The organism is Paenibacillus hodogayensis (assembly GCF_039536325.1).
Classification (GTDB): domain Bacteria; phylum Bacillota; class Bacilli; order Paenibacillales; family NBRC-103111; genus Paenibacillus_AB; species Paenibacillus_AB hodogayensis.
Window position 1 is genome coordinate 917,196 of record NZ_BAAAYO010000001.1, and the last position, 21,963, is coordinate 939,158.

The 21,963-nt window shown below is 57.2% G+C and carries 17 protein-coding genes; 11 read left to right on the top strand and 6 right to left on the bottom strand.

Going from position 1 to position 21,963, the window contains the following annotated elements; genetic code table 11:
- Positions 1 to 82: 82 nt before the first annotated feature.
- Positions 83 to 1,852 (top strand): sensor histidine kinase, encoded by a 1,770-nt coding sequence (locus ABD796_RS03655; RefSeq protein ID WP_344902977.1) that lies wholly within the window; start codon positions 83 to 85, stop codon positions 1,850 to 1,852.
- Complete coding sequence (locus ABD796_RS03660; RefSeq protein ID WP_344902980.1) at positions 1,849 to 3,468, top strand: response regulator transcription factor; 1,620 nt, start codon at positions 1,849 to 1,851, stop codon at positions 3,466 to 3,468. Before ABD796_RS03655 ends, ABD796_RS03660 begins: the two co-directional genes overlap by 4 nt.
- Before the next feature lie 135 nt (positions 3,469 to 3,603).
- On the opposite strand, the gene ABD796_RS03665 is transcribed toward ABD796_RS03660, so the two are convergent.
- Together ABD796_RS03665 and ABD796_RS03670 are read right to left on the bottom strand one after the other, a co-directional pair.
- The gene (locus ABD796_RS03665) at positions 3,604 to 3,801 is read right to left on the bottom strand and encodes a cold shock domain-containing protein (protein ID WP_344902983.1); all 198 of its coding nucleotides are present in this window, start codon (positions 3,799 to 3,801) and stop codon (positions 3,604 to 3,606) included.
- 100 nt (positions 3,802 to 3,901) lie between these two features.
- Entirely contained in the window at positions 3,902 to 4,609 is a 708-nt protein-coding gene (locus ABD796_RS03670; RefSeq protein WP_344902986.1) for a class I SAM-dependent methyltransferase, read from the bottom strand.
- Positions 4,610 to 4,851: 242 nt separating this feature from the next.
- Between ABD796_RS03670 and ABD796_RS03675 the strand changes: the two genes are divergently transcribed.
- Both ABD796_RS03675 and ABD796_RS03680 read left to right on the top strand, forming a co-directional pair.
- Complete coding sequence (locus ABD796_RS03675) at positions 4,852 to 5,514, top strand: diguanylate cyclase domain-containing protein (RefSeq protein ID WP_344902989.1); 663 nt, start codon at positions 4,852 to 4,854, stop codon at positions 5,512 to 5,514.
- 121 nt (positions 5,515 to 5,635) lie between these two features.
- Positions 5,636 to 5,869: a hypothetical protein gene (locus ABD796_RS03680; RefSeq protein WP_344902994.1), complete on the top strand. Its 234-nt coding sequence runs from the start codon at positions 5,636 to 5,638 to the stop codon at positions 5,867 to 5,869.
- A gap of 234 nt (positions 5,870 to 6,103) precedes the next feature.
- Here the strand turns inward: ABD796_RS03680 and ABD796_RS03685 are convergent, their stop codons facing one another.
- The gene (locus ABD796_RS03685; protein ID WP_344902998.1) at positions 6,104 to 7,435 is read right to left on the bottom strand and encodes a hemolysin family protein; all 1,332 of its coding nucleotides are present in this window, start codon (positions 7,433 to 7,435) and stop codon (positions 6,104 to 6,106) included.
- 423 nt (positions 7,436 to 7,858) lie between these two features.
- On the opposite strand from ABD796_RS03685, the gene ABD796_RS03690 reads away from it, so the two are divergent.
- The 3 genes from ABD796_RS03690 (at position 7,859) to pepF (ABD796_RS03700) (ending at position 12,076) form a co-directional block, all read left to right on the top strand.
- The gene (locus tag ABD796_RS03690; RefSeq protein ID WP_344903001.1) at positions 7,859 to 8,041 is read left to right on the top strand and encodes a hypothetical protein; all 183 of its coding nucleotides are present in this window, start codon (positions 7,859 to 7,861) and stop codon (positions 8,039 to 8,041) included.
- Between the two features lie 260 nt (positions 8,042 to 8,301).
- A complete protein-coding gene (gene pepF, locus ABD796_RS03695) occupies positions 8,302 to 10,092 on the top strand; it encodes an oligoendopeptidase F (protein ID WP_344903004.1) in 1,791 nt (596 codons plus the stop codon).
- Between the two features lie 193 nt (positions 10,093 to 10,285).
- Complete coding sequence (gene pepF, locus ABD796_RS03700; RefSeq protein ID WP_344903009.1) at positions 10,286 to 12,076, top strand: oligoendopeptidase F; 1,791 nt, start codon at positions 10,286 to 10,288, stop codon at positions 12,074 to 12,076.
- Positions 12,077 to 12,120: 44 nt separating this feature from the next.
- Here pepF (ABD796_RS03700) and nagA read toward each other — a convergent pair whose 3' ends face one another.
- The 3 genes from nagA to ABD796_RS03715 form a co-directional block, all read right to left on the bottom strand.
- Positions 12,121 to 13,284, bottom strand: a complete 1,164-nt coding sequence (gene nagA, locus ABD796_RS03705) for an N-acetylglucosamine-6-phosphate deacetylase (RefSeq protein WP_344903013.1) — start codon at positions 13,282 to 13,284, stop codon at positions 12,121 to 12,123.
- A gap of 135 nt (positions 13,285 to 13,419) precedes the next feature.
- Positions 13,420 to 14,313 carry an ABC transporter ATP-binding protein gene (locus tag ABD796_RS03710; protein ID WP_344903017.1) on the bottom strand — a complete coding sequence of 298 codons (894 nt, stop codon included), beginning with the start codon at positions 14,311 to 14,313 and terminating at the stop codon, positions 13,420 to 13,422.
- A 258-nt stretch (positions 14,314 to 14,571) separates the two neighbouring features.
- On the bottom strand, positions 14,572 to 15,624 hold the full coding sequence (locus tag ABD796_RS03715) for an alpha/beta hydrolase family protein (RefSeq protein WP_344903020.1): 1,053 nt from the start codon (positions 15,622 to 15,624) through the stop codon (positions 14,572 to 14,574).
- Positions 15,625 to 15,896: 272 nt separating this feature from the next.
- Between ABD796_RS03715 and ABD796_RS03720 the strand changes: the two genes are divergently transcribed.
- From ABD796_RS03720 to ABD796_RS03735, 4 genes are read left to right on the top strand one after another with little or no spacing between them, the layout of a single operon-like run.
- Positions 15,897 to 17,018 (top strand): ABC transporter ATP-binding protein, encoded by a 1,122-nt coding sequence (locus ABD796_RS03720; protein WP_344903023.1) that lies wholly within the window; start codon positions 15,897 to 15,899, stop codon positions 17,016 to 17,018.
- Between the two features lie 20 nt (positions 17,019 to 17,038).
- A complete protein-coding gene (locus tag ABD796_RS03725; protein ID WP_344903026.1) occupies positions 17,039 to 20,062 on the top strand; it encodes an extracellular solute-binding protein in 3,024 nt (1,007 codons plus the stop codon).
- A gap of 19 nt (positions 20,063 to 20,081) precedes the next feature.
- Positions 20,082 to 21,026 carry a carbohydrate ABC transporter permease gene (locus ABD796_RS03730; protein ID WP_344904204.1) on the top strand — a complete coding sequence of 315 codons (945 nt, stop codon included), beginning with the start codon at positions 20,082 to 20,084 and terminating at the stop codon, positions 21,024 to 21,026.
- On the top strand, positions 21,026 to 21,940 hold the full coding sequence (locus tag ABD796_RS03735) for a carbohydrate ABC transporter permease (RefSeq protein WP_344903032.1): 915 nt from the start codon (positions 21,026 to 21,028) through the stop codon (positions 21,938 to 21,940). The genes ABD796_RS03730 and ABD796_RS03735 overlap by 1 nt, the downstream gene beginning before the upstream one ends.
- Positions 21,941 to 21,963 lie beyond the last annotated feature (23 nt).

Below are 21,963 nucleotides of genomic sequence, written 5' to 3' on the forward strand. Positions count from 1 at the left end.
TTTTTATGCCCCTTCCTACCCAGTCCGGCAGCTTTGCTCTTATAATGAAAAGACACACACCTTCCGGAAGGATGGCACCGGCATGAGACGCCCTTTTCCAGACAGCAATCCGCTTCGCTTCAAGCTTTCGACCAAAATGTTTCTCATTACCTTCGGGCTGGTCGAATCGATAATTCTGCTGCTCGGCTTCTCCTATTACCGGTACTCGGCCAATACGCTTCAGCACGCCCAGACAGAGTACGCGAAGCAGATGGTGCAAAAATCCGATCAATATTTGCAGCTGACACTGGCCCATATACGCAGCTTCTTTCTCTCGGTGGCGAACGACAACCGGCTCCGTACGGGGACGGAGTCGGAAATCCGCCATTGGCTGAACGACAATCTGATTTATTTTATGCCGAATGCCAGCAACATTCATGTCATTGCGGACGAGAGTACCATTATCAGTACGGATGCGGGGGGATGGAAGCTCGCGGAAAGCAGCTATCTGATGCAGCAGTTGGCCCTCGTTATTCATCCGGGGGAGCTGTACTGGATCGGTCCTTACTTCTCCCCCGTCTCGGGCTATACGTTCTCCGTCGTCATGACGGCGGCGGACGGGCAAGGGGAGCCGCGCCAGCTGATGGTGGACCTGAATCTGCAAAGCTTGTACACGGCGCTCATTCCCAACGGCAGCTCCCAGCAGCAAGGCTCGCTGCTGCTGCTCGACGCCAAAAACCGTCCGATCTTCGCCAATCCGCCTTATGCGAACTATTCGGTGTTTTCCAAAAGCTTCCGTCTGAACGATATACCGGAGTCGCTGTTCGCCTCGAACTGGAAGCAGTACGAGTTGATGGACGACAGCCGACAGCTGTTCCTGACCCGCAGCCGGACGAACTTCGTGGGCTGGCAGGTCGTCTGGATTATGGACCTGCAAACGCTGCTCAGTCCGCTGCGCAAGCTGCTGGACTATACCGGCCTTCTGATCGGGCTGTCGCTCGTACTGTCGCTCGGTATAGCGATGCTCATCTCGGTGCTGGTCAGCCGACCGATCCGCCGCATCGCCGCGACGATGGTAGAGGTGAGCGACGGCAATCTGGACGTGTCGATCCCCATCAAGCGTACGGACGAGCTCGGCTTGCTTGCCCGGCATTTTAACCTGATGATCGGACGGCTTCGCGGGCTGATCGATGATCTTCGACGTACGGAGGAGGAGCGGAACAAAGCGGACTTCATTGCGCTGCAGGCGCAAATCAAGCCGCACTTTCTGTTCAATACGCTGAATACGATCAGCATGGTCGCCAGGCAAGGGGCGCTGGATAAAGTCGATGAGCTAATCTCCGCGCTGACCGACCAACTGCAATACAGCCTGGATTCGTCCCCCGCCCCCGCCACTCTCCGCGAGGAGCTGCGCTCGCTGGAAAGCTATGTAGAGCTGATGGGCGCCCGGTATGGGGACGCCTTCTCGATTGAGACGGATATCGATCCGGCCGTGCTGGAGCGGCTGCTGCCGAAATTTACACTTCAGCCGATCGTGGAGAACGCGATCTTCCACGGACTCGTGCCGTCGGGCCGACAAGGCACTCTGTTCATCGGAGCGGCCGATCAGGGCGAGCAGTGGGAGCTGATGGTGGAGGACGACGGCATCGGCATGTCCGAAGCGCGGCTGCAGCTGCTGCTGGACAGCTTGGGCGGGACGAGGCAGGCCGAACGAATCGGCATGCTCAATGTACACCGGCGGCTGCGCCTGATGTTCGGCGAACACTACGCGTGCCGGATCGACAGCTCGCCCGGCAACGGAACGCGCCTCATCATGACCTTGCCTGCCGTTCGCAAAGCGGGCACAATTCCCATACAGGAGGACGGACGATGAGAAAAATATTGCTGGTGGACGACGAATCCGCCGCCCGCGACCATATTCGCAATTGCTTCCCCTGGCTGGCTTACGGCTGCGAGATCATTGGCGAAGCCGGCAACGGCGAGGAAGCGCTGGAGCAATGCCGGAGGCTGAACCCGGACATCGCCCTGATCGATATTACCATGCCGGTGATGGATGGAATGGAGCTGCTGGACCGGCTTGAGCGCGATTTTCCGCATATTCGCAGCATCGTGCTGACCGCCCACCGCGACTTCGCCTACGCCCAGCAAGCCATGCTGCACCGTGCCTGCGGATATGTGCTGAAAGCTCCGATCAGCATGGTGGAAATGAAGAAAGCGCTCGACCGGGCGTTCGCGGATTTGGACCGCGACCGGGATTACGACAGGAGCGAGAAATCGCATGCGCAAATGCTGAGAAGCTATCAATATCCGCTGCGGCGCAAGTTTTTCGCCGATATCCGCAACGGAGTGCTGGACGATGATGAGGAGATCGTTCGCGAGGGAAGCAAGCTGGACATCCACCTTACGGCGCCGGAGCATGGGCTCGTCGTCTGCGCCGCGGATAAAATGAACGAATACGTCATGAGGTATCCGGAGCGGGACCGTTCGTTGATCGAATTCAGCATGCTAGAGATCGTTCGCGAGACGCTGAACGATTCGGAACGGTATCCGTTCGAGCTGTTGCCGCTCGAGTTCGGACGGTTTGCCCTCCTGTTCGGCTGCGACAGCGCGGATGCGGAGCCGTACGCGGCGCGGGTGAGCCGCGTCTGCCGCACGATAGCCGTTCCTTTGGAGAACTATTTGCATATGCATCTGTCCGCAACGTTCAGCCGGCCGCTTCGATCGTTGTCTGCCCTTCGCCCGGCGTTCGCGGAGACGATGCGGTTTGCCTCCCTCCGCTTCTATCAGGATCGCCCTACGCCGATCGACGCCGGCGGGTTGCTGCTGTTCCAGCCCGTGCCGGAGAAGCAGTGGGAGACTTGCCGGCTGGAGCTAGCCGACACCCTGCGGGAACAAGACGCGGAGCTTCTGCAACGGTTTGACAAATGGCTTCGGGAAGTCCATTATTTGCTGCGCCGGTTCCAGCCCCGCCCGGATGAGGCGCTTGGCCTGCTCGCCGGGCTGGAACCGGTCGTTGGGGAGCAGTTCCCCGTCCTGCCGGGCCATTCTGCGGACTGGCCGCCGTTCCGTTCGTTCGCCTGCCTGGGCGATGCGCTGGCGGCCTTGCAGCAGCACGTGTACGAGCGGGTCCGCCTTCACTCGAACGTACGCGAGCTTCGCCCGGAAATATCGGCCGCCATCCAGTACATCCGCAGTAACCTGCATGCCGAGCTGACACTCGACACGATCGCTCATTCGGTGCAGCTCAGCGCTTCTTATTTTGGTCATCTGTTCAAGAAGGAAATGGGAGTAACGCTCGTCGATTACATCGTCGAGCAGCGGATCGAGCAGGCCAAAAAATGGCTGGCGGACGGCAAATACCGAAACTACGAGCTTGCGGAAAAAATCGGCTTCTCCAACTATTCGTATTTCTGCACGCTGTTCAAAAAACAAACCGGCATGACGCCGAACGAGTTCAAGAATGTTCACAAGACGAGAACAATCATTTGAACGAAACCGTATGCCAAAAAGACAACATGAAGGCCAGCAGCTTCAACGATAAAAAAGGGTTCCGCAGCGCTCCTAGCGGAGAGCGGCGAAACCCCGATTCTTGATGACCGTACCGTGTAGCGGCCGGCTGGCGATTTACAGCTTGTATACGTTGGCGGCTTGCGGACCGCGCTCCCCGTCTACTTTATCGAATTCCACTTCCTGGCCCTCGTCCAGCGACTTGAAGCCGTCTCCCTGAATGGCCGAGAAGTGAACGAACAAGTCTTCTCCATCATCCGAGCGAATAAATCCGTAGCCTTTTTCCGCGTTGAACCATTTGACTGTACCTTTCAATGCAACAACCTCCATTATACTGTTAACGTTTAACGGCCGTTTGCACGGCTCCACGGCTAGTATACGCAAACAGGCGCACATTTATTCGGCACGTCCGCATTCATTTTTTGTCAATGACCAGCATGTCGGTCGAGCCTGGAATGAAAGGCAGCGCGGATTTGCGCAGCTCGCATGATGCGCCGAGCGTTTCGAGATGTCGCATCAAACGCTCCAGTCCCGGATACGGCTCCCAGCGCAGCGACAATAGCGGGTAAATCCGGACTTCCCCGCCCGGCCGGCATACCCGGAGCAGCTCGGTTACGGCGTCCCGGTGAAAAGCCTCGTCGAATTGATCCCCGTACAGAAATAAGAAGTGGCTGCACAAGACGAGCGAGAAGCGGTCGTCGGCAAACGATAAATTCGGCAATGCGTCGGGCACGTAGCTTTCCCGCGCCTCCGGCCGGTTGAAGTCCTGTATAAATAAATCGAGCGAGCGCAGCCTTCCGGCTTTGTGCCGGGCGCTGTCGCCGTAATAGCTCCAATCGAAGCGTTCGGCGAGCCGCTCCAATTTGTTAGTGGATGTTTCGATCTCGGCGTAGCCTTCCTCGCCGATCTGTAAAGCGGTCATGGCGTATCTCGGATCGGCACACCTTACGTCTGCGCCTTTAGCTTTAGCCTCCGCAGCGAAAGACGATGCTCCTGCGGCGACGTCCAGAATGGCTCCCCGTTCCAACGTCCCGGCGTCCAAACCGAACATCCGCTCATATTCGGCATAGCCCCTGCAAGTCATGGCTACCCCGATTTGTTCATAATGCTGCTGTTCTCCCATTCTTCTCCACTCTCCTCGGCTATTCTCCACTCGTCTGCACTCTGCTCGCCAGCCGTTGCTGCGGCCGCCGCTCAACCCGACCTCGCCGGGTATGGTCAAGATTATAGTATCGGGAAGTGCGGAAAGCAACACTTATTTTTCCGGATTTCTCCAACTTTGCATTTGCGCATTTCTTTAACATATATAATAATATGTATTACAATTATATATTTATAAATTATAATGCATTGGAGCGATACGAAATGAGCAAACATACGGATGCGTTAACCGGCCTGCCTAATCACAAAGCGCTGGAAAAAGCTTTGCAGGAGCGGATTGAACGCGATGAGCCGGTAGCGCTCGCACTGATCGACGTCGATCATTTTCACGAGGTGAACCACCTGCTGGGCAGCGAAGCGGGGGATGAGGTGCTGAAGCGGATCGCCGAAATGCTGTCCGAAGAGGGCGGGGCTTCTGCGTTCCGGGTGTCGGGAGACGAGTTCGCGATTGCGCTCGACGGCGTGTCGCTGGAACAGGCCTTTCTCGGTATGGAGAAGCTGCGTCTAAGGGTGGAAACCGATCAGGGAAGCTTCGCTTTGCCGGACGGACAGACGCTCACGCTAACGATCGGCGTCGCCCAGTACCCTCGCGACGGCAAGACCGAAGGCGCGCTGAGACGTGCGGCCAGCGCCGCCCTCGTCTCGGCCAAGGAAACCGGACGCAACCAGGTTGCGCTGCCTCCCAACGAAGAGATGGTCATGAAATCGTGCTACTATCCGTCGACGAACGTACGCCGCCTGAAATCGCTCGCCGAGCAGCTGAACAAGAAAGAATCCGCCTTGCTGCGCGAAGCGCTGGACGACTTGCTGCGCAAGTACGACCGCGGCGAAATCGCCCGCAAGTCCAGACAAAGCTCAGATTCGTAAACCTCCTCCGCGTCATCCCGCTGCTCGCAAGGTGCACACGGGGTTCCCGGTATTGCTTTCGGCGCCCCGATGCGCTATGATGCAACCATTGGCGACAACGACTGGATTGGAGAACATAGCTATGATCAAAAAACTGCAAATTTTTAAAAGAGACAAATGGAACATGATCAACGCCGAGGTGCACGGTGCGCGCATCGTCGTCCGTGTCATTTCCGATCAATGGGGCGAAGACAACTTCGAATTTCTGAGCCGTCCGGCTTTGATGCATTGGGCGGAAGGCACGTTTACGCAGGATCGGTTCGACGGAACCGAGGAAGAACGGCAGCAAATCCTCGCCGCCTTCAAGGAAGTCTAGCTTTCCCCTGCTTGTCCGGCACGGCATGACACGAACGCCCCGGCGCGCTTTTGGCGCAACGGGGCGTTTTTACGCTCTATCGGTTTGCGTCGGAAGAGGGGCTGGCCTTAGTTGGCGTAAGCGTTCAAAAGCCGGGTTAGCCTTGGCAGCCTCCGGGTCCCACCGACCGAGTTTCCGGGCAATCCATGCAATCAGCCTGCCTGCCGCGTCTCGGACCGTCCGGAGCCGAGCCGTTCAGGAAACCTCCTGCCTGTCAGGAAGCGTATACCGCTCCGGCACTTGCACGAGCAGGCGGGCGATCCGCATCCGGTCGACCTCTTCGATCGTGTACTCGAAGCCGCCGTGACGGAACCGCTGTTCCGGGCGGGGCGGCATCTCCACCTGGGAGCAGAACCAGCCTCCGATCGTGTCGTAATCGTCCGTTTCGATGGCGGTGCCGAAATACCGGTTTACTTCCTCTATCAGGAGCAACCCGTCCACGGAGTAAACGGACGGACATTTTTCCTCGATGCGGGGGCGATCCTCGTCGAACTCGTCGAGAATTTCGCCGACGATCTCCTCCATAATGTCTTCGATGGTAACCAGGCCGGATGTGCCGCCATATTCGTCGATCAGCAGCGCCATCTCCGTCCGCTCGTTCTGCATGCGACCGAGCAGAACGCTGACCGGCATCGAATCCGGCACTGTCATCAAGGGCCGCGTAATCGCCGCGATTTGACCGGCTCCTTCGCGATGCTTGAGCATTTCTTTAATATGAACGAAGCCGATGACGTTGTCTTTGTCCGGATCGCACACCGGATACCGGGTCCGCCGTTCGTCGACGGCGATCCGTCTGTTTTCCTCGTATGACAATTGGGCGTACAAGCAAGCCATCTCGGTGCGGGGGATCATGATATCTCTGGCGTTTTTTTCGCGGAATTGGAATATATGTTCAACCAGGCTCAGTTCGGTATGGCCGATCAGCCCGTTTCGATGGCTTTCCTTCACCAAATGGCGTATTTCCTCTCCGGTATGGACCGATTCCGGAGCTTCCTCCGGCTCCATCCCCGACTTCCGCAGCATCCAGTCGGATACTCCGCTCAGCAGCCGGATAAATGGCTGCATCACCCTATAGAACAGCATCAACGGCGCGGCCGTTCCGAGCGCGATCCGCTCCGGCTTGCGGATGGCGTACGTCTTCGGGAACTGCTCGCCAATCGTAATGTGCAGAGCCGTTATGAGGGTGAATGCGATGACGAATGCGACGGCATGCATGACCGGGGCCGGCAATCCCATGAGGGTCATCACAGGCTCCAGCAGACGGACGATCGCCGGCTCGCCGACCCAGCCGAGACCAAGCGACGTAAGCGTAATGCCGAGCTGGCAAGCCGACAAATAAGCGTTTAGATCGGCCAGGATAACGCGGGCGCGGGCGGCTTGCCGATTGCCCCCCTGCGCCAGGCTGTCGATCCGGCTGGCGCGGATTTTGACGATCGCGAATTCGGCCGCCACGAAAAATCCGTTGGCAAGCACAAGCGCTACGATCAGCGCCGCGCTCCACCCTATCGGTATCGGGTCACCTTCCACTCCTGCTCCTGTCGCCTGCTTGAGGCGGACAGGTACACCTCCTTGACGGCCGTTTGGGCTTCTCTTACACTCCTCGCCTCTATTCTTACTTTATTCGCCGACGATGCCGTTATGCCTGGACTCGCTTTTCCCGATCACGGAAGGCTTGCCGGTGTTCCGCTAACCGTCCGCCCCCCGCTTGCCGGTTCTGTCGCGCTCCTCCGCTCCGTATACTTGCCTATCGCCTTTGTCGGCTTGGCTATGCGCGAGTTGTTTTCTGCAGACTTCGAACGGACTTCTCCAAGGGCCTTGCCGGGGCTTCATCAGCCGGTTCGGCGAGCGGTTTCCGCCATAAGGCCCCCAGAGCAAATTTCGCGGCAAGCAGGGAATTCGCGGCTGTCTGGAGAATACAAGAGAACAGCACAAGCTATGAGGTGAACTGCGTTGAACGACACCGGCTCGATCGTCTTGTTTACGATTCTCGCTTTCTCGCTGGCCGTCATTCTGATCATGACGAAAGATACGATCCAGCCGCAAATGAGACGGATGCTCGCTCTGGTGACGATCGTCCTGGTGGGCTGCTCCTTCTTTATGATCGTATTCAGCTTTTTGCGCGCCGGCAGTTAGCGAGGAAGGAATCGCGGGGTGCTGCCAAACTTTTCATAACAGCCCGCCGGAACGGCCATAATAGGGAGAGTCGACTTTGCTCCGCAAAGCTCGGTCCATGCTTTCGAAGCGAACTTTGCTTTGCAAAGTTCTGAGGAGGTTTTTCCCCCACCATGAAGCTGATTCCGCTGCTTGCTTCCGTATGCCTGGCCGCTATGGCGGCAGCGCCCGCGTACGCCAATGACGACGCCAAACCGTCAAAAACCGATAGGAGGGTACCTATGAGTCAATTGTTGAAACGTACCGAAGTTCCGGCCGAAAACCGCTGGAAGCTGGAACATATGTTCGCCGATCAGCAAGCTTGGGATAACGAATACGCCGAGTTGAAAAAGCAGCTCAAGGACATCGCCGCATTCGAAGGTAAGCTGAACGCGGCAAAGCCGATCCTGGACTGCTTCACCCTGGAGGACGACATTTCCCTGCATATCGAACGGCTGTACGTGTATGCGAATATGCGCCATCACGAAGATATGGCCGATCCCGCCTACCAGGCGTTATCCGAAAAAGCGAAAAAGCTGAATGTCGAGGTCAGCGAAGCGCTGTCCTATATTACCCCGGAAATATTGAGCCTTCCGGATAAGAAATTGCAAGAGCTGGTGGCCGATCCGCTGCTCGTCAAGTATAAAAAAACGCTGGAGGATATGCTCCGCCAAAAACCTCATACGCTGTCCAAAGCCGAGGAGGCGCTGCTCGCCCAGGTCGGCAACCTGTCACAGGCTCCGGAAACGATTTTCGGCATGCTCAACAACGCCGACATGAAATTTCCGAAGGTAAAAGACGAAAACGGCAAGGAAATCGAGCTGACCCACGGCCGTTATATCCAATTTTTGGAAAGCGAAAATCGCGAGGTGCGCAAAAACGCCTTCGAAGCGATGTACGGCACGTACGGCAAGCTGCGCAACACGCTGGCTGCGACGCTCGGCGCCAACTTGACGAAAAATATCTTTTACTCCAAAGCGAGAAAATATCCTTCGACTCTAGAATCGTCGCTCTATGGCGACAAAATTCCGGTTGACGTTTACAACAGCCTGATCTCGACCATTCATGAAAGCTTGCCGCTGCTCCACCGGTATATGGACTTGCGCAAAAAGCTGCTGAACGTCGACGAGCTGCATATGTACGACCTGTTCGCCCCTCTGGTCGACGAATACAAGATGGACATTACATACGAAGAAGCGAAGAAAACGGTTTTGGAGAGCCTGAAGCCGCTCGGCGAGCCGTACGGCAATATTCTCAAGGAAGGTTTCGACGGAGGCTGGATCGACGTCTACGAGAACGAAGGCAAGCGGAGCGGGGCGTACCAATGGGGAGCATTCGGCACTCATCCTTTCGTGCTGCTCAATCATAAGGATAACCTGAACAGCATGTTTACGCTCACGCACGAAATGGGTCACGCCTTGCACTCTTATTTGTCCGACTCGCACCAGGAGTACCGCGACGCCCAATATACGATATTCTTGGCCGAGGTTGCCTCTACGCTCAACGAGGCGCTGCTGATGAACTACCTGCTGGAGAAGTCGACCGATCCGAAGCAAAAAATGTTCTTGCTCACTTACTACGCCGACCAGTTCCGGACCACCGTCTTCCGGCAGACGATGTTCGCGGAATTCGAGAAAATCATTTACGACAAGGCGGAGAAGGGCGAGTCGCTGACGCACCAGGATCTGTGCAGCATTTATTACGACCTGAACTTGCAATATCACGGCTCCTCCATGACCGTGGACAAAGATATCGAGATGGAATGGGCGCGCATTCCTCATTTCTACAATAGCTTCTATGTGTTCAAATATGCGACCGGCTTCTCGGCGGCTACCAGCTTCGCCAAGCAGATTCTCGACAATGGCGAGCCGGCCGTCGACCGCTACCTCGGCTTCCTGCAAAGCGGCGGCAGCGACTATTCGATCGAGATTTTGAAACGGGCCGGCGTCGATATGTCCACGCCTCAGCCCGTTCGTGAAGCCATGAGCGTGTTCGAGAGCCTGATCGAGCAAATGGAAGAACTGACGAAGTAATCGGCGGAGGGCGATCGCCTCCGCTTCAACCGAACGGCTGGCCGACATGGACGCCCGCCCGGACCGGCATACGGGTCCCGGCACCACAGGGATGACCGTGAGCCGCTGCATGCAAAGTCCCCGGCTGCGAATGGCCGGGGCTTTTCTTTTCCGCTTTTTCTATAAAATCCCGTCTTTCAAGGAGGCCTATACGATGGAAGCAGTATGGAAACGTTCCGAGGTGCCTGCCGGCTACCGCTGGCGGCTAGAGGATTTGTTCGCCGATCAGGCGGCGTGGGACAGACAGTACGACGAGGTGAAGCGGCTTCTCGGCGATATCGGCCGACTAGAGGGCAAGCTGAAGGACGCCGAAGCGATCCGGCAATGCTTCGAGCTGGAGGATGAGCTGTCGCTGCGGACAGAGCAGTTGTATGTGTACGCCAGCAACCGCCATAACGAAAACACGGCCGATCCGGTGTTCCAAGCGCTGCTCGACAAAGCGAAGAAGCTGGCTGTCGAAGCGAACGGCGCGATGTCGTTCATTACCCCGGATATTCTGGAGCTGCCCGAAGAGCAGCTGGAGGCGCTGTTGAACGAGCCGAGTCTGATCCGCTACCGGAAGACGCTGACCGACATGCTCCGGCAGAAGCCGCATATTTTGTCCAAGCCGGAGGAAGCGCTGCTTGCGCGGGTCGGCAACGTCTCCCAGGCGCCCGGTACCATATTCGGCATGCTGAACAATGCGGATATGAAGTTCCCTTTGGTCCAAAACGAGGACGGCGCCAAGGTCGAGCTGACGCACGGCCGCTACATCCAATTTCTCGAAAGCCGCGACCGCGACGTGCGCAAAGGCGCTTTCGAAGCGATGTACGCCACGTACGGCAAGCTGCGCAATACGCTGGCCGCCACGCTCGGCGCCAATGTGACGAAAAACCAGTTTTATGCGAAAGCGCGCAAATACGGCTCCGCCCTCGAAGCGTCGCTGTACGACGACAAAATTCCGGTAAGCGTCTACGACAGCTTGATCTCCACGATCCACGAAAGCTTGCCGTTGCTGCACCGGTACATGAACCTGCGCAAGAAGCTGCTGAACGTCGACGAGCTGCATATGTACGACCTGTTCGCCCCACTCGTGGACGAATACAAGATGGACATCGCTTACGAGGAGGCGAAGCAGACCGTACTCGCCAGCATTAGGCCGCTCGGAGACGAGTACGGCGCTATTTTCGCCCAAGGGCTGGATGGCGGCTGGATCGATGTGTACGAGAACGAGGGCAAGCGCAACGGCGCCTATTGTTCGGGGGCTTACGGCACCCATCCGTTCGTACTGTTGAATCATAAGGACAATCTGAGCAGCATGTTCACCCTGTCCCACGAAATGGGCCACGCGCTGCATTCGTACTTGTCCGATGCCGTCCAAGATTACCGCAACGCCCAGTATACGATTTTCCTCGCCGAGGTCGCCTCGACGCTGAACGAAGCGCTGCTGATGGACGATTTGCTCCGCCGCGCAACCGACCCGCAGCAGAAAATGTACCTGCTCTGCTACTACGCCGACAAATTCCGCACGACCGTCTTCCGTCAGACGATGTTCGCGGAGTTCGAGCGGCTGATCTACAGCAAGGCGGAGCAGGGCGAATCGCTGACGCACGAGGATTTATGCCGGATTTACTACGATTTGAACGTGCAATACCACGGGCCGGCGATGACCGTCGACCGCGATATCGAGATGGAGTGGGCGCGCATCCCGCATTTTTACCGCAGCTTCTACGTGTTCAAATACGCGACCGGTTTTTCCGCAGCCACCAGCTTCGCGAAGCAAATTTTGGATGAAGGCGCTCCTGCCGTCGAACGGTATCTCGGCTTCCTGCAGAGCGGCGGCAGCGACTATTCGATCGAGATATTGAAGCGGGCCGGCGTCGACATGTCGTCTCCCGAGCCGATCCGGCAGGCGATGAGCGTATTCGAGGACCTGCTCGGGCAAATGGAGCGGATGACGTCGTAACGTCAGCGCGCATGGCCACGCAAACGGCAAAAGGATCGTTCGCCTTAGGCGGACGATCCTGCACGGTAAACCTCTTTTCCTTTCACATACGTCGACAGCAGCTCCAAACCCGGCGTCAGCAGCAGGAAATCGGCTTGCTTGCCCGGCGCCAGCGTGCCTCTCTGCCGATCCAGCCGAGCTTGGCGGGCGGGTACGGACGTCAATGAGGGAAGCAGCTTCTCGAGCGGGTAACCGGTGAAGCGCAGTGCGTTTTTCAGCGCCTGCAGCATCGTCAGCGAGCTGCCGGCCAACGAAGATCCGTGCTTCAGCGTAATTTGGCCTGACGCAACGACGACCTCCCCGTATTCCCCATCCGGCAAGCCCGCTGGACCGACCGCATCGGTGATCAAGCATATTTTCTCCGGATTTTTCATTTCGAACATCAGCTTGACGGCGGCCGGATGCACATGAATGCCGTCGCAGATCAGTTCCGTCGTCAGACCGCCGAGCAGCAGCCCCGCTCCGGCCAGTCCGGGCTCCCGGTGATGCAGCGGACTCATCCCGTTGAAATGGTGCGTCGTATGGCTCACGCCCGCTCGCATCGCCGCCTCGATCTGCTCGTAAGTGGCGTTCGAATGGCCGGCGGAGACGGTAATGCGCTTGCCCGCGAGCTGGCTTACCGCCGCCATGCCGCCTTCGATTTCCGGGGCGATCGTAACGAGCCGGATATGCCCGTCGGCCGCTGCGCACCATTCCTCGATTTCCGCAGCCGTAGGCAGCTTCAGATGCTCCCTGTCCTGCGCTCCCCGCCGCTTCTCGTCCAGGTAAGGGCCCTCCAGATGAATGCCGGCCAGCTCGGCTCCCGACGTCTTGCCGATATGCGCGGCGGCGTTGCGCAGCGCCTGCACGATCCGTTCTTCCGAAGCCGTCGTCGTCGTCGCCAAAAACGCAGTCGTGCCGTGACCGGCATGATACCGGCTCATGCCGTCCAGCGACTCGAACGTGCCGTCCATCATGCTGAAGCCATTGCCGCCGTGCACATGGACATCGATAAAGCCGGGGAGCATCGTCGTTCCTTCGCAGTCGCGCACTCGCGCATGGGCCGGGACCGGCAGCAGCTCGTCCCCGACGGCCCGAATCGTTCCTTCCTCGGTAACGATCATGCGTCCTCCGGCAATGACACGCTGCCCTGTATAAAGCTTCGCATTGATCCATATTGTTTCCGCCATACGCCCCGCCCTTTTTCTTCGCTTTTTGCATTCAATCGTATGATATCACGCTCTACCATCGGCGTACACAGCTATTTCGCGGCACAAAAAAAGAAGGGATCGCTCCCTTCTTGCTGCAAATCGTATCGCTGAATGCTAGCGCGCTCCGACCTTTTCCTTGACCGGCTCGGCTTCCGGCTTTGCCGTCTGATGCGCGACCGGCGTATGCGTATACCGTACGACGTTGTCCGGGCTTTCCTCCGCCTCGCCGGCCAAGCCGTAAGGCAGGCAGAGCGGGGCGCCGGAGCGCGGATCCGGGATGACGTCGGCGCGGATGCCGAATACTTCGCGCAGCATGGCCGGATGCACGACCTCGGACGGGCTGCCCTCGTATATGACGTCGCCGTTCTTGATCGCCACGATATGATGGGCGTACTGCGTAGCATGATTCAGGTCGTGGACGACCATGACGATCGTCCGGCCTTCCTCGCGGTTAAGCCGTTCGAGCAGCTTCAACACTTCCAATTGATGGGCCATGTCGAGGAACGTCGTCGGCTCGTCGAGGAACAAGATGTCTGTTCCTTGCGCAAGCGCCATGGCAATCCAAGCCCGCTGGCGTTGACCGCCGGACATTTGTTCGATCGGCCGCTCGGAGAATTCGGTCATGCCCGTCACTTGAAGCGACCAGCCGACCATTTCCTTATCTTCTTTGCTGAGGGAACCGAAGCCCTTCTGATGCGGAAACCGTCCGAACGAGACAAGCTCGCTGACGGTCAAGCCTTCCGGCGCCACCGGGTTTTGCGGCAGAATGGCCAGCTGCTTCGCCACTTCCTTCGTCTGCATCTGGTGAATGGACTTGCCGTCCAGGAAAACGCCGCCCTTCTGCGGCTTCATGATCCGGGCCATCGTCTTCAGAATCGTCGATTTCCCCGAGCCGTTGGCCCCTACGAGCGCCGTCACCTTTCCGGCCGGGATGGACAGATCCAATTGATTGACGATTACTTTTTCACCATATGCGATATGAAGCTTTTCAGCGAATAAACGAGCCATCCTGCCCCACTCCTTTTACATGTATGCTACAGGCCGTTCCAGCCATTATAAGAAAAGCTTCGAATCGAAGCCTTCCGAAATCGCACAAAATCGTGATAACGATTCTCATTCTTTTTATCATAACAAATGATAATGGTTATCACTGTCAATGTCAATACCATTTTTGGCAAAATGAGCGGCGCGGCGCAAAAAAAACAGCTTAGTCCGGTCGCGAGCGACAGAACAAAGCTGCTTTCCCCTCTTCTCCTTTATTGCCGCTCAGCGAACAGTCGCCCGGCCCTGCACCGGCCCGATTCCGGTGTCCAGCGTATAGCCGCATTCCGTTGCGCACGTTACGTCGAACTTGCCGGCATCCAGATCGTAATCGACCACGGCGACCTTATCCGGGGAATCGAGCACGATGCTGAACGGTTTCGTGAACACGTACCCGCCCACGGTCAACCGTCCCTGCGCCGGCAGACGGACGGGCGTCCGGTGAGCCTGGCGGTTGTCCTCGCTTTCCCGCCTTACTCGTTCCATCATCTCTGCGGTAGCGCGGCCCCAATGATCCTTCGTTCCGACTCCAGGCAGCTCGTAATAGCGGACGAGCGACTGCTTGCCCAGCTCCGCCGCTTTGGCCGCGAACAGGCGCGAATGCTCGGCCGGCACGCGCTCGTCGGTTTCCCCGTGAGCCAAATAAATCGGAGTATGCAGGTTGCCGGCCAAAGCGAGCCCGCTGCGCGAACGGTAAGCCATCGGATCATCCTCGGGGCTGCGACCGATCCAGACGTCCAACTCGTCGCGGAACTCGCCGACGGCATCATCCTTATACCACAAAGCATAGTCGGACATGCCGCACAAGGCGGTACAAGCCGCGAAATAGTCGGGAAACTTGCCCACGATAGCCATCGCGTTGCCGCCTCCGCCGCTTCCCGCCTCGAAGTAGACGACCTCCGGATCCAGGATATATTCGGCGTAGTGTGCGCGGGCGTACTCCACCGCATCGATGACGTCGTACAGCTCCCAGCCGTTGCAGTCCGGCGCCCCCTCGGAATGGGCGCGGCCGCGCATATCGACCTCGACCTTCAAATAATCGTTGCCTTCCCGCGGCTCGTTCATCTGCTCGAACTTCGGAATGCTCATATGCCAGCCATGCGTTCCGGCCACAATGTAGGACGGTTTGGACGGCTTGATGATGCGCGCGGCCAGCGTAACGCCGGGCGTCCGTGTCGATTCGTAGTACACAAAATCGCAATATGGCGAAGTTTGCGGCTCCTTCTCGCCGGTTCTGCCAGTCAGGCGGATCTTATCCTCGTATTCCTCGTACGCCATAGAAATACCCCCTTGGAGATCATGCGGATCGTTTCTTTCATCATATACACACAATCGTTGTCAATCCTAGTCCAAAATAAAGCGGAAACCGGGAATTCGGCCATATTCCATAAAAATTCATACCAAATTCATATCATTCTGGCTGGATTAAGATCTGTCTCCCGATTTATGTCGTTTTCTTCACACCAATTTCACAGCCCCTTTTCTATAATGAATATATATTGCCATGTAACCGTTTTCTGCAAGCACATTTATAAGGGGGTAATCGGCTCATGTCCCGGATCTTGTTCAACCATGTGTACAAGCAATACGGCAAAGACAAGCAAAACGTCGTGAAGGATTTCAACCTGGAAATCGAAGACAAAGAGTTCGTCGTGTTCGTCGGTCCTTCGGGCTGTGGCAAATCGACCACCCTTCGCATGATAGCGGGTCTGGAGGATATCAGCAAGGGCGAGATTTACATCAACAACGTTCTCGTCAACGAGCTTCCCCCCAAAGACCGCGATATCGCGATGGTGTTCCAGAACTACGCCCTGTACCCGAACATGTCGGTCTACGAGAACATCGCCTTCGGCCTGCGGCTGCGCAAAATGCCGAAGCACGAAATCGACATCGCCGTGAAACGGGCGGCACGCGTGTTGGAAATCGAGGCGTACTTGGACCGCAAGCCGAAGCAGCTGTCCGGCGGTCAGCGGCAGCGTGTCGCGCTTGGCCGGGCGATCGTCCGCAACCCTCAAGTGTTCCTAATGGACGAGCCACTGTCGAACCTGGACGCCAAGCTGCGGGTACAGATGCGCTCCGAGCTGATCCGGCTGCACAAGCAGCTCGAAGTCACGACCATCTACGTAACACACGATCAGACGGAGGCCATGACGATGGCCAACCGGATCGTCGTCATGAAGGACGGCATCATCCAGCAGGTTGATACGCCGGAGGAGATTTACAACAACCCCGCCAACACGTTCGTCGCAAGCTTCATCGGCTCCCCGCCCATGAACTTCATCGACGGCAGACTCGAAGAGCACGGCGGCAAGCTGGAGTTCCACACGAACCGCTTCGCCCTGGAAATTCCCCAAGGAAATGCGAAAGCGCTTATCGCTAAACGGCTGGTCAACAAAGTGGTCACGCTCGGCATCCGGCCGGAGAACATCAGCGTCGACCAAATCGTCTTCGAAGCGTTTCCGAACGCCGTCATGAGCGGCATTCACAAATTCAACGAACTGATGGGCGCCGACCGCTTTCTTCACCTCGACGTCGGAAGCTCGAACCTGCTTGTCGTCCGCACAAGCCCCCGCAATTTCTACAATGACGAGATGAAAATTTCGGTTGCCGTCGACATGCACAAGGCGCTGTTCTTCGACCGGGATAGCGGAGAACGGCTTATCGATTCGTAAAGATGAAAGGAGGATCCCCCTTGCAACGTCGCCGCCATAACAACAAACGCGCTGCGGCCGCCGTCGTGCTCGCCGCTTCGATGCTTGTCGGCGCGAGCATTACCGCTCCCGCTCCGGGTGCGGTCCATGCCGCCGACAGCGCTCCCGCGACTTCGAATGCGAATACGAACGCAGCCAAGCCTGCCGCGTCGTCAGTCAGCGCAGCCAAAGCCGCCAGTAACCTGACAACGAGCTTCGAACCGTTCTATGCTCAGGTATCCGCAGACTGGGTCTCGAAAAACTACGCCAACGGCACCGGAACGGCTCGGGTCGCCGGAGCCGATATTGTTTCGCAATCGTCCGCCCAGCTGGCGCAAGCAAGCTCTTTCCAAGGGAAGGACCGCGTCCTGATCTGGAAAAGCGACCGCGACAATTGGATCGAATACAAAGTCAAAGTCGACCAAACCGGCTTATACGAGTTAAATCTCCAGCACTTCCCTTACGCGTTGACCGACAGCACCGCGGCCGGCAGAAGACCGGTATCGCTCTCCGTCTCGATCGACGGAACGTATCCGTTCCGGGAAGCGCGTGCCGTCACCTTCCGCAAGCAGTTCAAGGACGACTTGCCCGTCAAGAAGGACGAGAAGGGCGACGACGTGCGGCCCCGGTCGCTTACGCTGTCCAATTGGATCGAGGAGCCATTCCGCGATAACGGCGGGGCTTACAGCGAGCCGCTGAAATGGTATTTGACCCAGGGCGAGCATACGATCCGGCTGTCCGGCAGCGAGCCGATCGCCATCGGCCAGCTGACCGTTACGCCGCCGGCCGTCGTTCCCGACTATGCCGCGTATTCGGCGAAGGTTCCGGCCGATTCGGCAAAAAGCGGCGCCACGGTTTCGATTCAGGCGGAAAATATGACGGTCAAGAACGACGCCGCCATTCAGATGGTCGTCGACAAGGACGCCCTCTCTACTCCGCCGGCAGGGGCCCATGAGACGTTCAATACGGTAGGCGGCTCCAGATGGCAAAACGGCGGACAGCGCATCGACTGGACGTTCAAGGTCGAGGAAAGCGGCCGCTACAAAATCGCCATGCGCGCCAAGCAGAATACGATCTCCAACATGACCACGTTCCGTACGATCTCCATTGACGGCAAGGTTCCGTTCAAGGAGCTGCAAACCTACGGAATTCCTTATAACACCGCCTGGCAGGGCATCACGCTCTCGGATGCGGCAGGCAAGCCTTTCGAGATCTATCTGGAGAAAGGCCAGCACACGCTGTCCATGACCGCAACCGTCGCTCCGTTCCAGCCGGTTATCGTCGAATCCGAGGAAGCGACAACCCAGCTCCGCGACCTCACCTCCGAGTTGAAGGCGCTCACGGGCAACGTCGTCGACAAAAACCGGACATGGAAAATCGACGAGGATTTCCCCGAGCTGCCGAAACGGCTCGAAGCCATCCGCGCGCAAATGCAGCTGATGGCCGACGATATGCTCAAGGCGAACGGACGGCGGGAAAATAACGTGCAGACGCTGCTCAACGCGATGCGCGATATTGACAGCTATCTGAGATATCCGAACGAAATTCCGTACCATATGGACGATATATCGTCGCTGCAAGAGAAAGTCGGAGCCATCCGCGAAACGCTGATCAAGGCGCCGTTGCAGCTCGATCAGATCTACATCGTTCCCACGGCGGCCGAGACGCCCAAGCTGACGGCGAATTTTTTCCAGAAGACACAATCGTCTGTAATGAATTTCTTCCGTTCCTTTATCCGCAAGGAAGATTTGAGCAAGCTGGACGATACCGCCCTGAACGTATGGGTCAACCGCGGACGCGACTACGTCAACCTGCTTCAGGAGCTCGCCAACGAGATGTATACGCCGCAAACCGGCGTAAAGGTCAAAGTCAACCTGCTCCCGGACGAAAACCTGTTGATCTATGCGAACGCGGCCGGCATATCGCCAGATATCGCGCTCGGACAGCCGCAGGATAAATCGATCGACTTCGCCATGCGGGGAGCGCTTGAAGATTTGAGCCAGTTTCCGGACTTCAAGCAGATCGCGAATCAATTCGCGCCGGGCGCTCTGCTGCCGTTCTACTACGACAAGGGCTATTATGCGCTCCCGGAAACGCAGTCGTTCAAAGTGCTGTTCTACCGCAAGGACATTCTCGAGAAGTTGAACCTGAAGGTGCCCGACACGTGGGACGACGTCTACAACATGCTGCCGACGCTTCAGCAAAGCGGCTATAACTTCTACGTGCCGCCGACCGACTATATCACGTTCATTTACCAGAACAACGCCGAGTTTTTCAATAAAGACGGCATGAGCACCGCGCTCAGCACGCCGGAGGCGTTCAAAGGCTTCAAGCAATGGACCGATTTGTTCAACATTTACGATCTGGAGCGCAGCGTACCGAGCTTCTATCAGCATTTCCGCAAAGGCGACATGCCGATCGGGATCGCCGACTTCAACTCGTATCTGCAAATATCGGTTGCCGCGCCGGAGTTGACCGGCTGGTGGGGAATGGCTCCGCTGCCCGGCTACAAGCAATCCGACGGCACCGTCGCCCGCTGGTCCTCGGGGGGTCAGACGACCGGATTTATTTACAAGAGCTCGAAGAAGAAGCAGGAAGCGTGGGAATTCCTGAAATGGCTGCTTTCCGCCGACGTGCAGGAGCGTTACGGTTCGGACCTCGAATCGTTCAACGGGATCGCCTTCCGCTGGAATTCCGCCAATATCGAAGCATTCAGCCGGCTCCCGTGGCAGAAGGACGACCTCAAGGTTATCTTCGAGCAGTGGAAATGGTATAAGGAGATGCCGAACCCTCCGGGCGCCTACTTCGTCGCGCGGGAACTGAACAACGCCTGGAACCGGACGGTCGTGGACGGGATGAATTACCGCGAATCGCTGGAGGAAGGCATCATCAATATCGATCGGGAAATGGTTCGGAAGGCGCAGGAGTTTGGCTTCATCACTCCAGATGGAAAAGTAACGCACACGCTTGATTTGCCGCAAGTCACGAAGCCGTGGGAAGGGGTTGACCGCTATGTCCCAAAGTGAAGCCGGAGTGACGGTTCCCATGGGTAAAAGGCAGAAAGCAGATTTCGGTACGCGTATGAATACGTTTTTCAAGCTCATCTGGTCGTACCGGCTTTCTTACTTGTTTATCGCGCCGTTCGTGCTTTGCTTTACCGCCTTTATATTTGTCCCCGTCCTGCTCGCGGTTCTGCTTAGCTTTACGTATTTCAACGCGCTTCAGCCGCCGCATCTGGTCGGCTGGCAGAACTATTTGTATTTGCTCTCGCAGGATTTGATCTTCCTGAAAAACGCTTTGCCGAACACGATCAAGTTCGTGCTGCTGGTAGGTCCGGGAGGCTATATCGCCTCCTTCATTCTGGCCTGGCTCATCTCCCAGCTGCCGAACTACACGCGGACGCTGTACGCGCTGATCATGTACAGCCCGTCGCTCGTAGCCGGCGCGGCAATGACCGCAGTATGGGTGCCGCTCTTGATGGGCGATAGAATCGGTTATATCAACAGCCTGCTGCTCAACATCGGCTTGATCGACAAGCCGATTCTGTGGGTGACCGACCCGAAATTTTTGATGGGCTCAATGGTCGCCGTCACGCTTTGGTCCAGCATGGGCGTAGGCTTCCTCGCCCAGCTAGCAGGCGTGCTGAACGTCAACAAGGAGCTATACGAAGCCGGACGAATCGACGGCATCAAGAGCCGTCTGCAGGAAATCTGGTTCATTACGATTCCGTCGATGAAGCCGCAGATGCTGTTCAGCGCCGTTATGGCGATCGTCGGCACGTTCAAGGCGGGCGAAATCGGGCAGCAATTGTCCGGCACGTTCCCGACTCCCCAGTACTCCGGCCATGTGCTCATGAGTCATATTCAGGATTACGGGGAAATCCGGTTCGAGATGGGCTACGCATCGGCCATTTCGGTATTCCTGCTCGTCATGATGTATATCGCCAACAAGCTTGGTCATAAGTTATTCGGATCTCGAGGTGATGAATGATGGCTAGCCTCGCTAGTAATCCCGTATCCAGCTTTTTCAAAAAAATCCGCACGAAGCGGAAAAATCGTCTGGAGAAGGCGGACTCGTTCCAAAAAGCGTTATATATCTTGCTGACGCTGCTGTCCATCTTCATGCTGATACCGCTCGTCTTCATCTTCGTGCAATCGTTGAAGCCGTATCAGGAGCTGTTCATTACGCCGCCGCGCATCTACGTGGAGGAGCCGACGTTCAACAACTTCCGCGAGCTGTTCGTCTTGTCCAGCTCATCCGTCGTGCCGGTCACGCGCTACTTGTTCAACAGTATCGTCGTCACCATCCTTACCGTCGTCGGCGTCGTCATCGTCAGCGCCTTGTGCGCCTATCCGCTGTCGAAGCACAAGTTTCCGGGACACAAAATCTTGTTCGCCACGATCCTGTTGACGCTTATGTTCGCGCCGGAAACGGTCGGCATTCCGCGTTATCTGGTCGTCTCGAATCTCGGCATCATGAATACGTATTTCGGCCACCTGCTGCCCGCTCTGGCGGCTCCGGTCAGCGTCTTCCTGATGAAGCAGTTCGTCGACCAGGTGCCGAACGAGCTGCTGGAAGCCGCCAAGATGGACGGGGCGCGCGAGTTCACGGTCTTTTACCGGATCGTCATTCCGACGATTATGCCTGCCGTCGCCACCGTCGCCATCCTGACGTTCCAAGGCGCCTGGGGCAACGTGGAGTCGTCCCGTCTGTTCATGCAAGACGAATCGATGAAGACGTTCCCGTTCTTCCTGAGCACGATCACTACCGGGGCGGTCAACTCGGTAGCGCGGCAAGGGGCTGCTGCTGCTGCTGCACTGATCCTGTTCCTGCCGAACTTCATCTTCTTCCTGTTCTACCAGCGTAAAGTAATCGCCACTATGGCGCATTCCGGCATCAAATAAGGACACGACAGATTCGGAGGTCT

Bases quoted from the DNA above. Each gene is read 5' to 3' on its own strand.
- ABD796_RS03655 (WP_344902977.1), top strand. From the start codon at position 83: ATGAGACGCCCTTTTCCAGACAGCAATCCGCTTCGCTTCAAGCTTTCG.
- ABD796_RS03660 (WP_344902980.1), top strand. From the start codon at position 1,849: ATGAGAAAAATATTGCTGGTGGACGACGAATCCGCCGCCCGCGACCAT.
- ABD796_RS03670 (WP_344902986.1), bottom strand. From the start codon at position 4,609: ATGGGAGAACAGCAGCATTATGAACAAATCGGGGTAGCCATGACTTGC.
- ABD796_RS03675 (WP_344902989.1), top strand. From the start codon at position 4,852: ATGAGCAAACATACGGATGCGTTAACCGGCCTGCCTAATCACAAAGCG.
- ABD796_RS03680 (WP_344902994.1), top strand. From the start codon at position 5,636: ATGATCAAAAAACTGCAAATTTTTAAAAGAGACAAATGGAACATGATC.
- pepF (WP_344903004.1), top strand. From the start codon at position 8,302: ATGAGTCAATTGTTGAAACGTACCGAAGTTCCGGCCGAAAACCGCTGG.
- pepF (WP_344903009.1), top strand. From the start codon at position 10,286: ATGGAAGCAGTATGGAAACGTTCCGAGGTGCCTGCCGGCTACCGCTGG.
- nagA (WP_344903013.1), bottom strand. From the start codon at position 13,284: ATGGCGGAAACAATATGGATCAATGCGAAGCTTTATACAGGGCAGCGT.
- ABD796_RS03710 (WP_344903017.1), bottom strand. From the start codon at position 14,313: ATGGCTCGTTTATTCGCTGAAAAGCTTCATATCGCATATGGTGAAAAA.
- ABD796_RS03715 (WP_344903020.1), bottom strand. From the start codon at position 15,624: ATGGCGTACGAGGAATACGAGGATAAGATCCGCCTGACTGGCAGAACC.
- ABD796_RS03720 (WP_344903023.1), top strand. From the start codon at position 15,897: ATGTCCCGGATCTTGTTCAACCATGTGTACAAGCAATACGGCAAAGAC.
- ABD796_RS03730 (WP_344904204.1), top strand. From the start codon at position 20,082: ATGGGTAAAAGGCAGAAAGCAGATTTCGGTACGCGTATGAATACGTTT.
- ABD796_RS03735 (WP_344903032.1), top strand. From the start codon at position 21,026: ATGGCTAGCCTCGCTAGTAATCCCGTATCCAGCTTTTTCAAAAAAATC.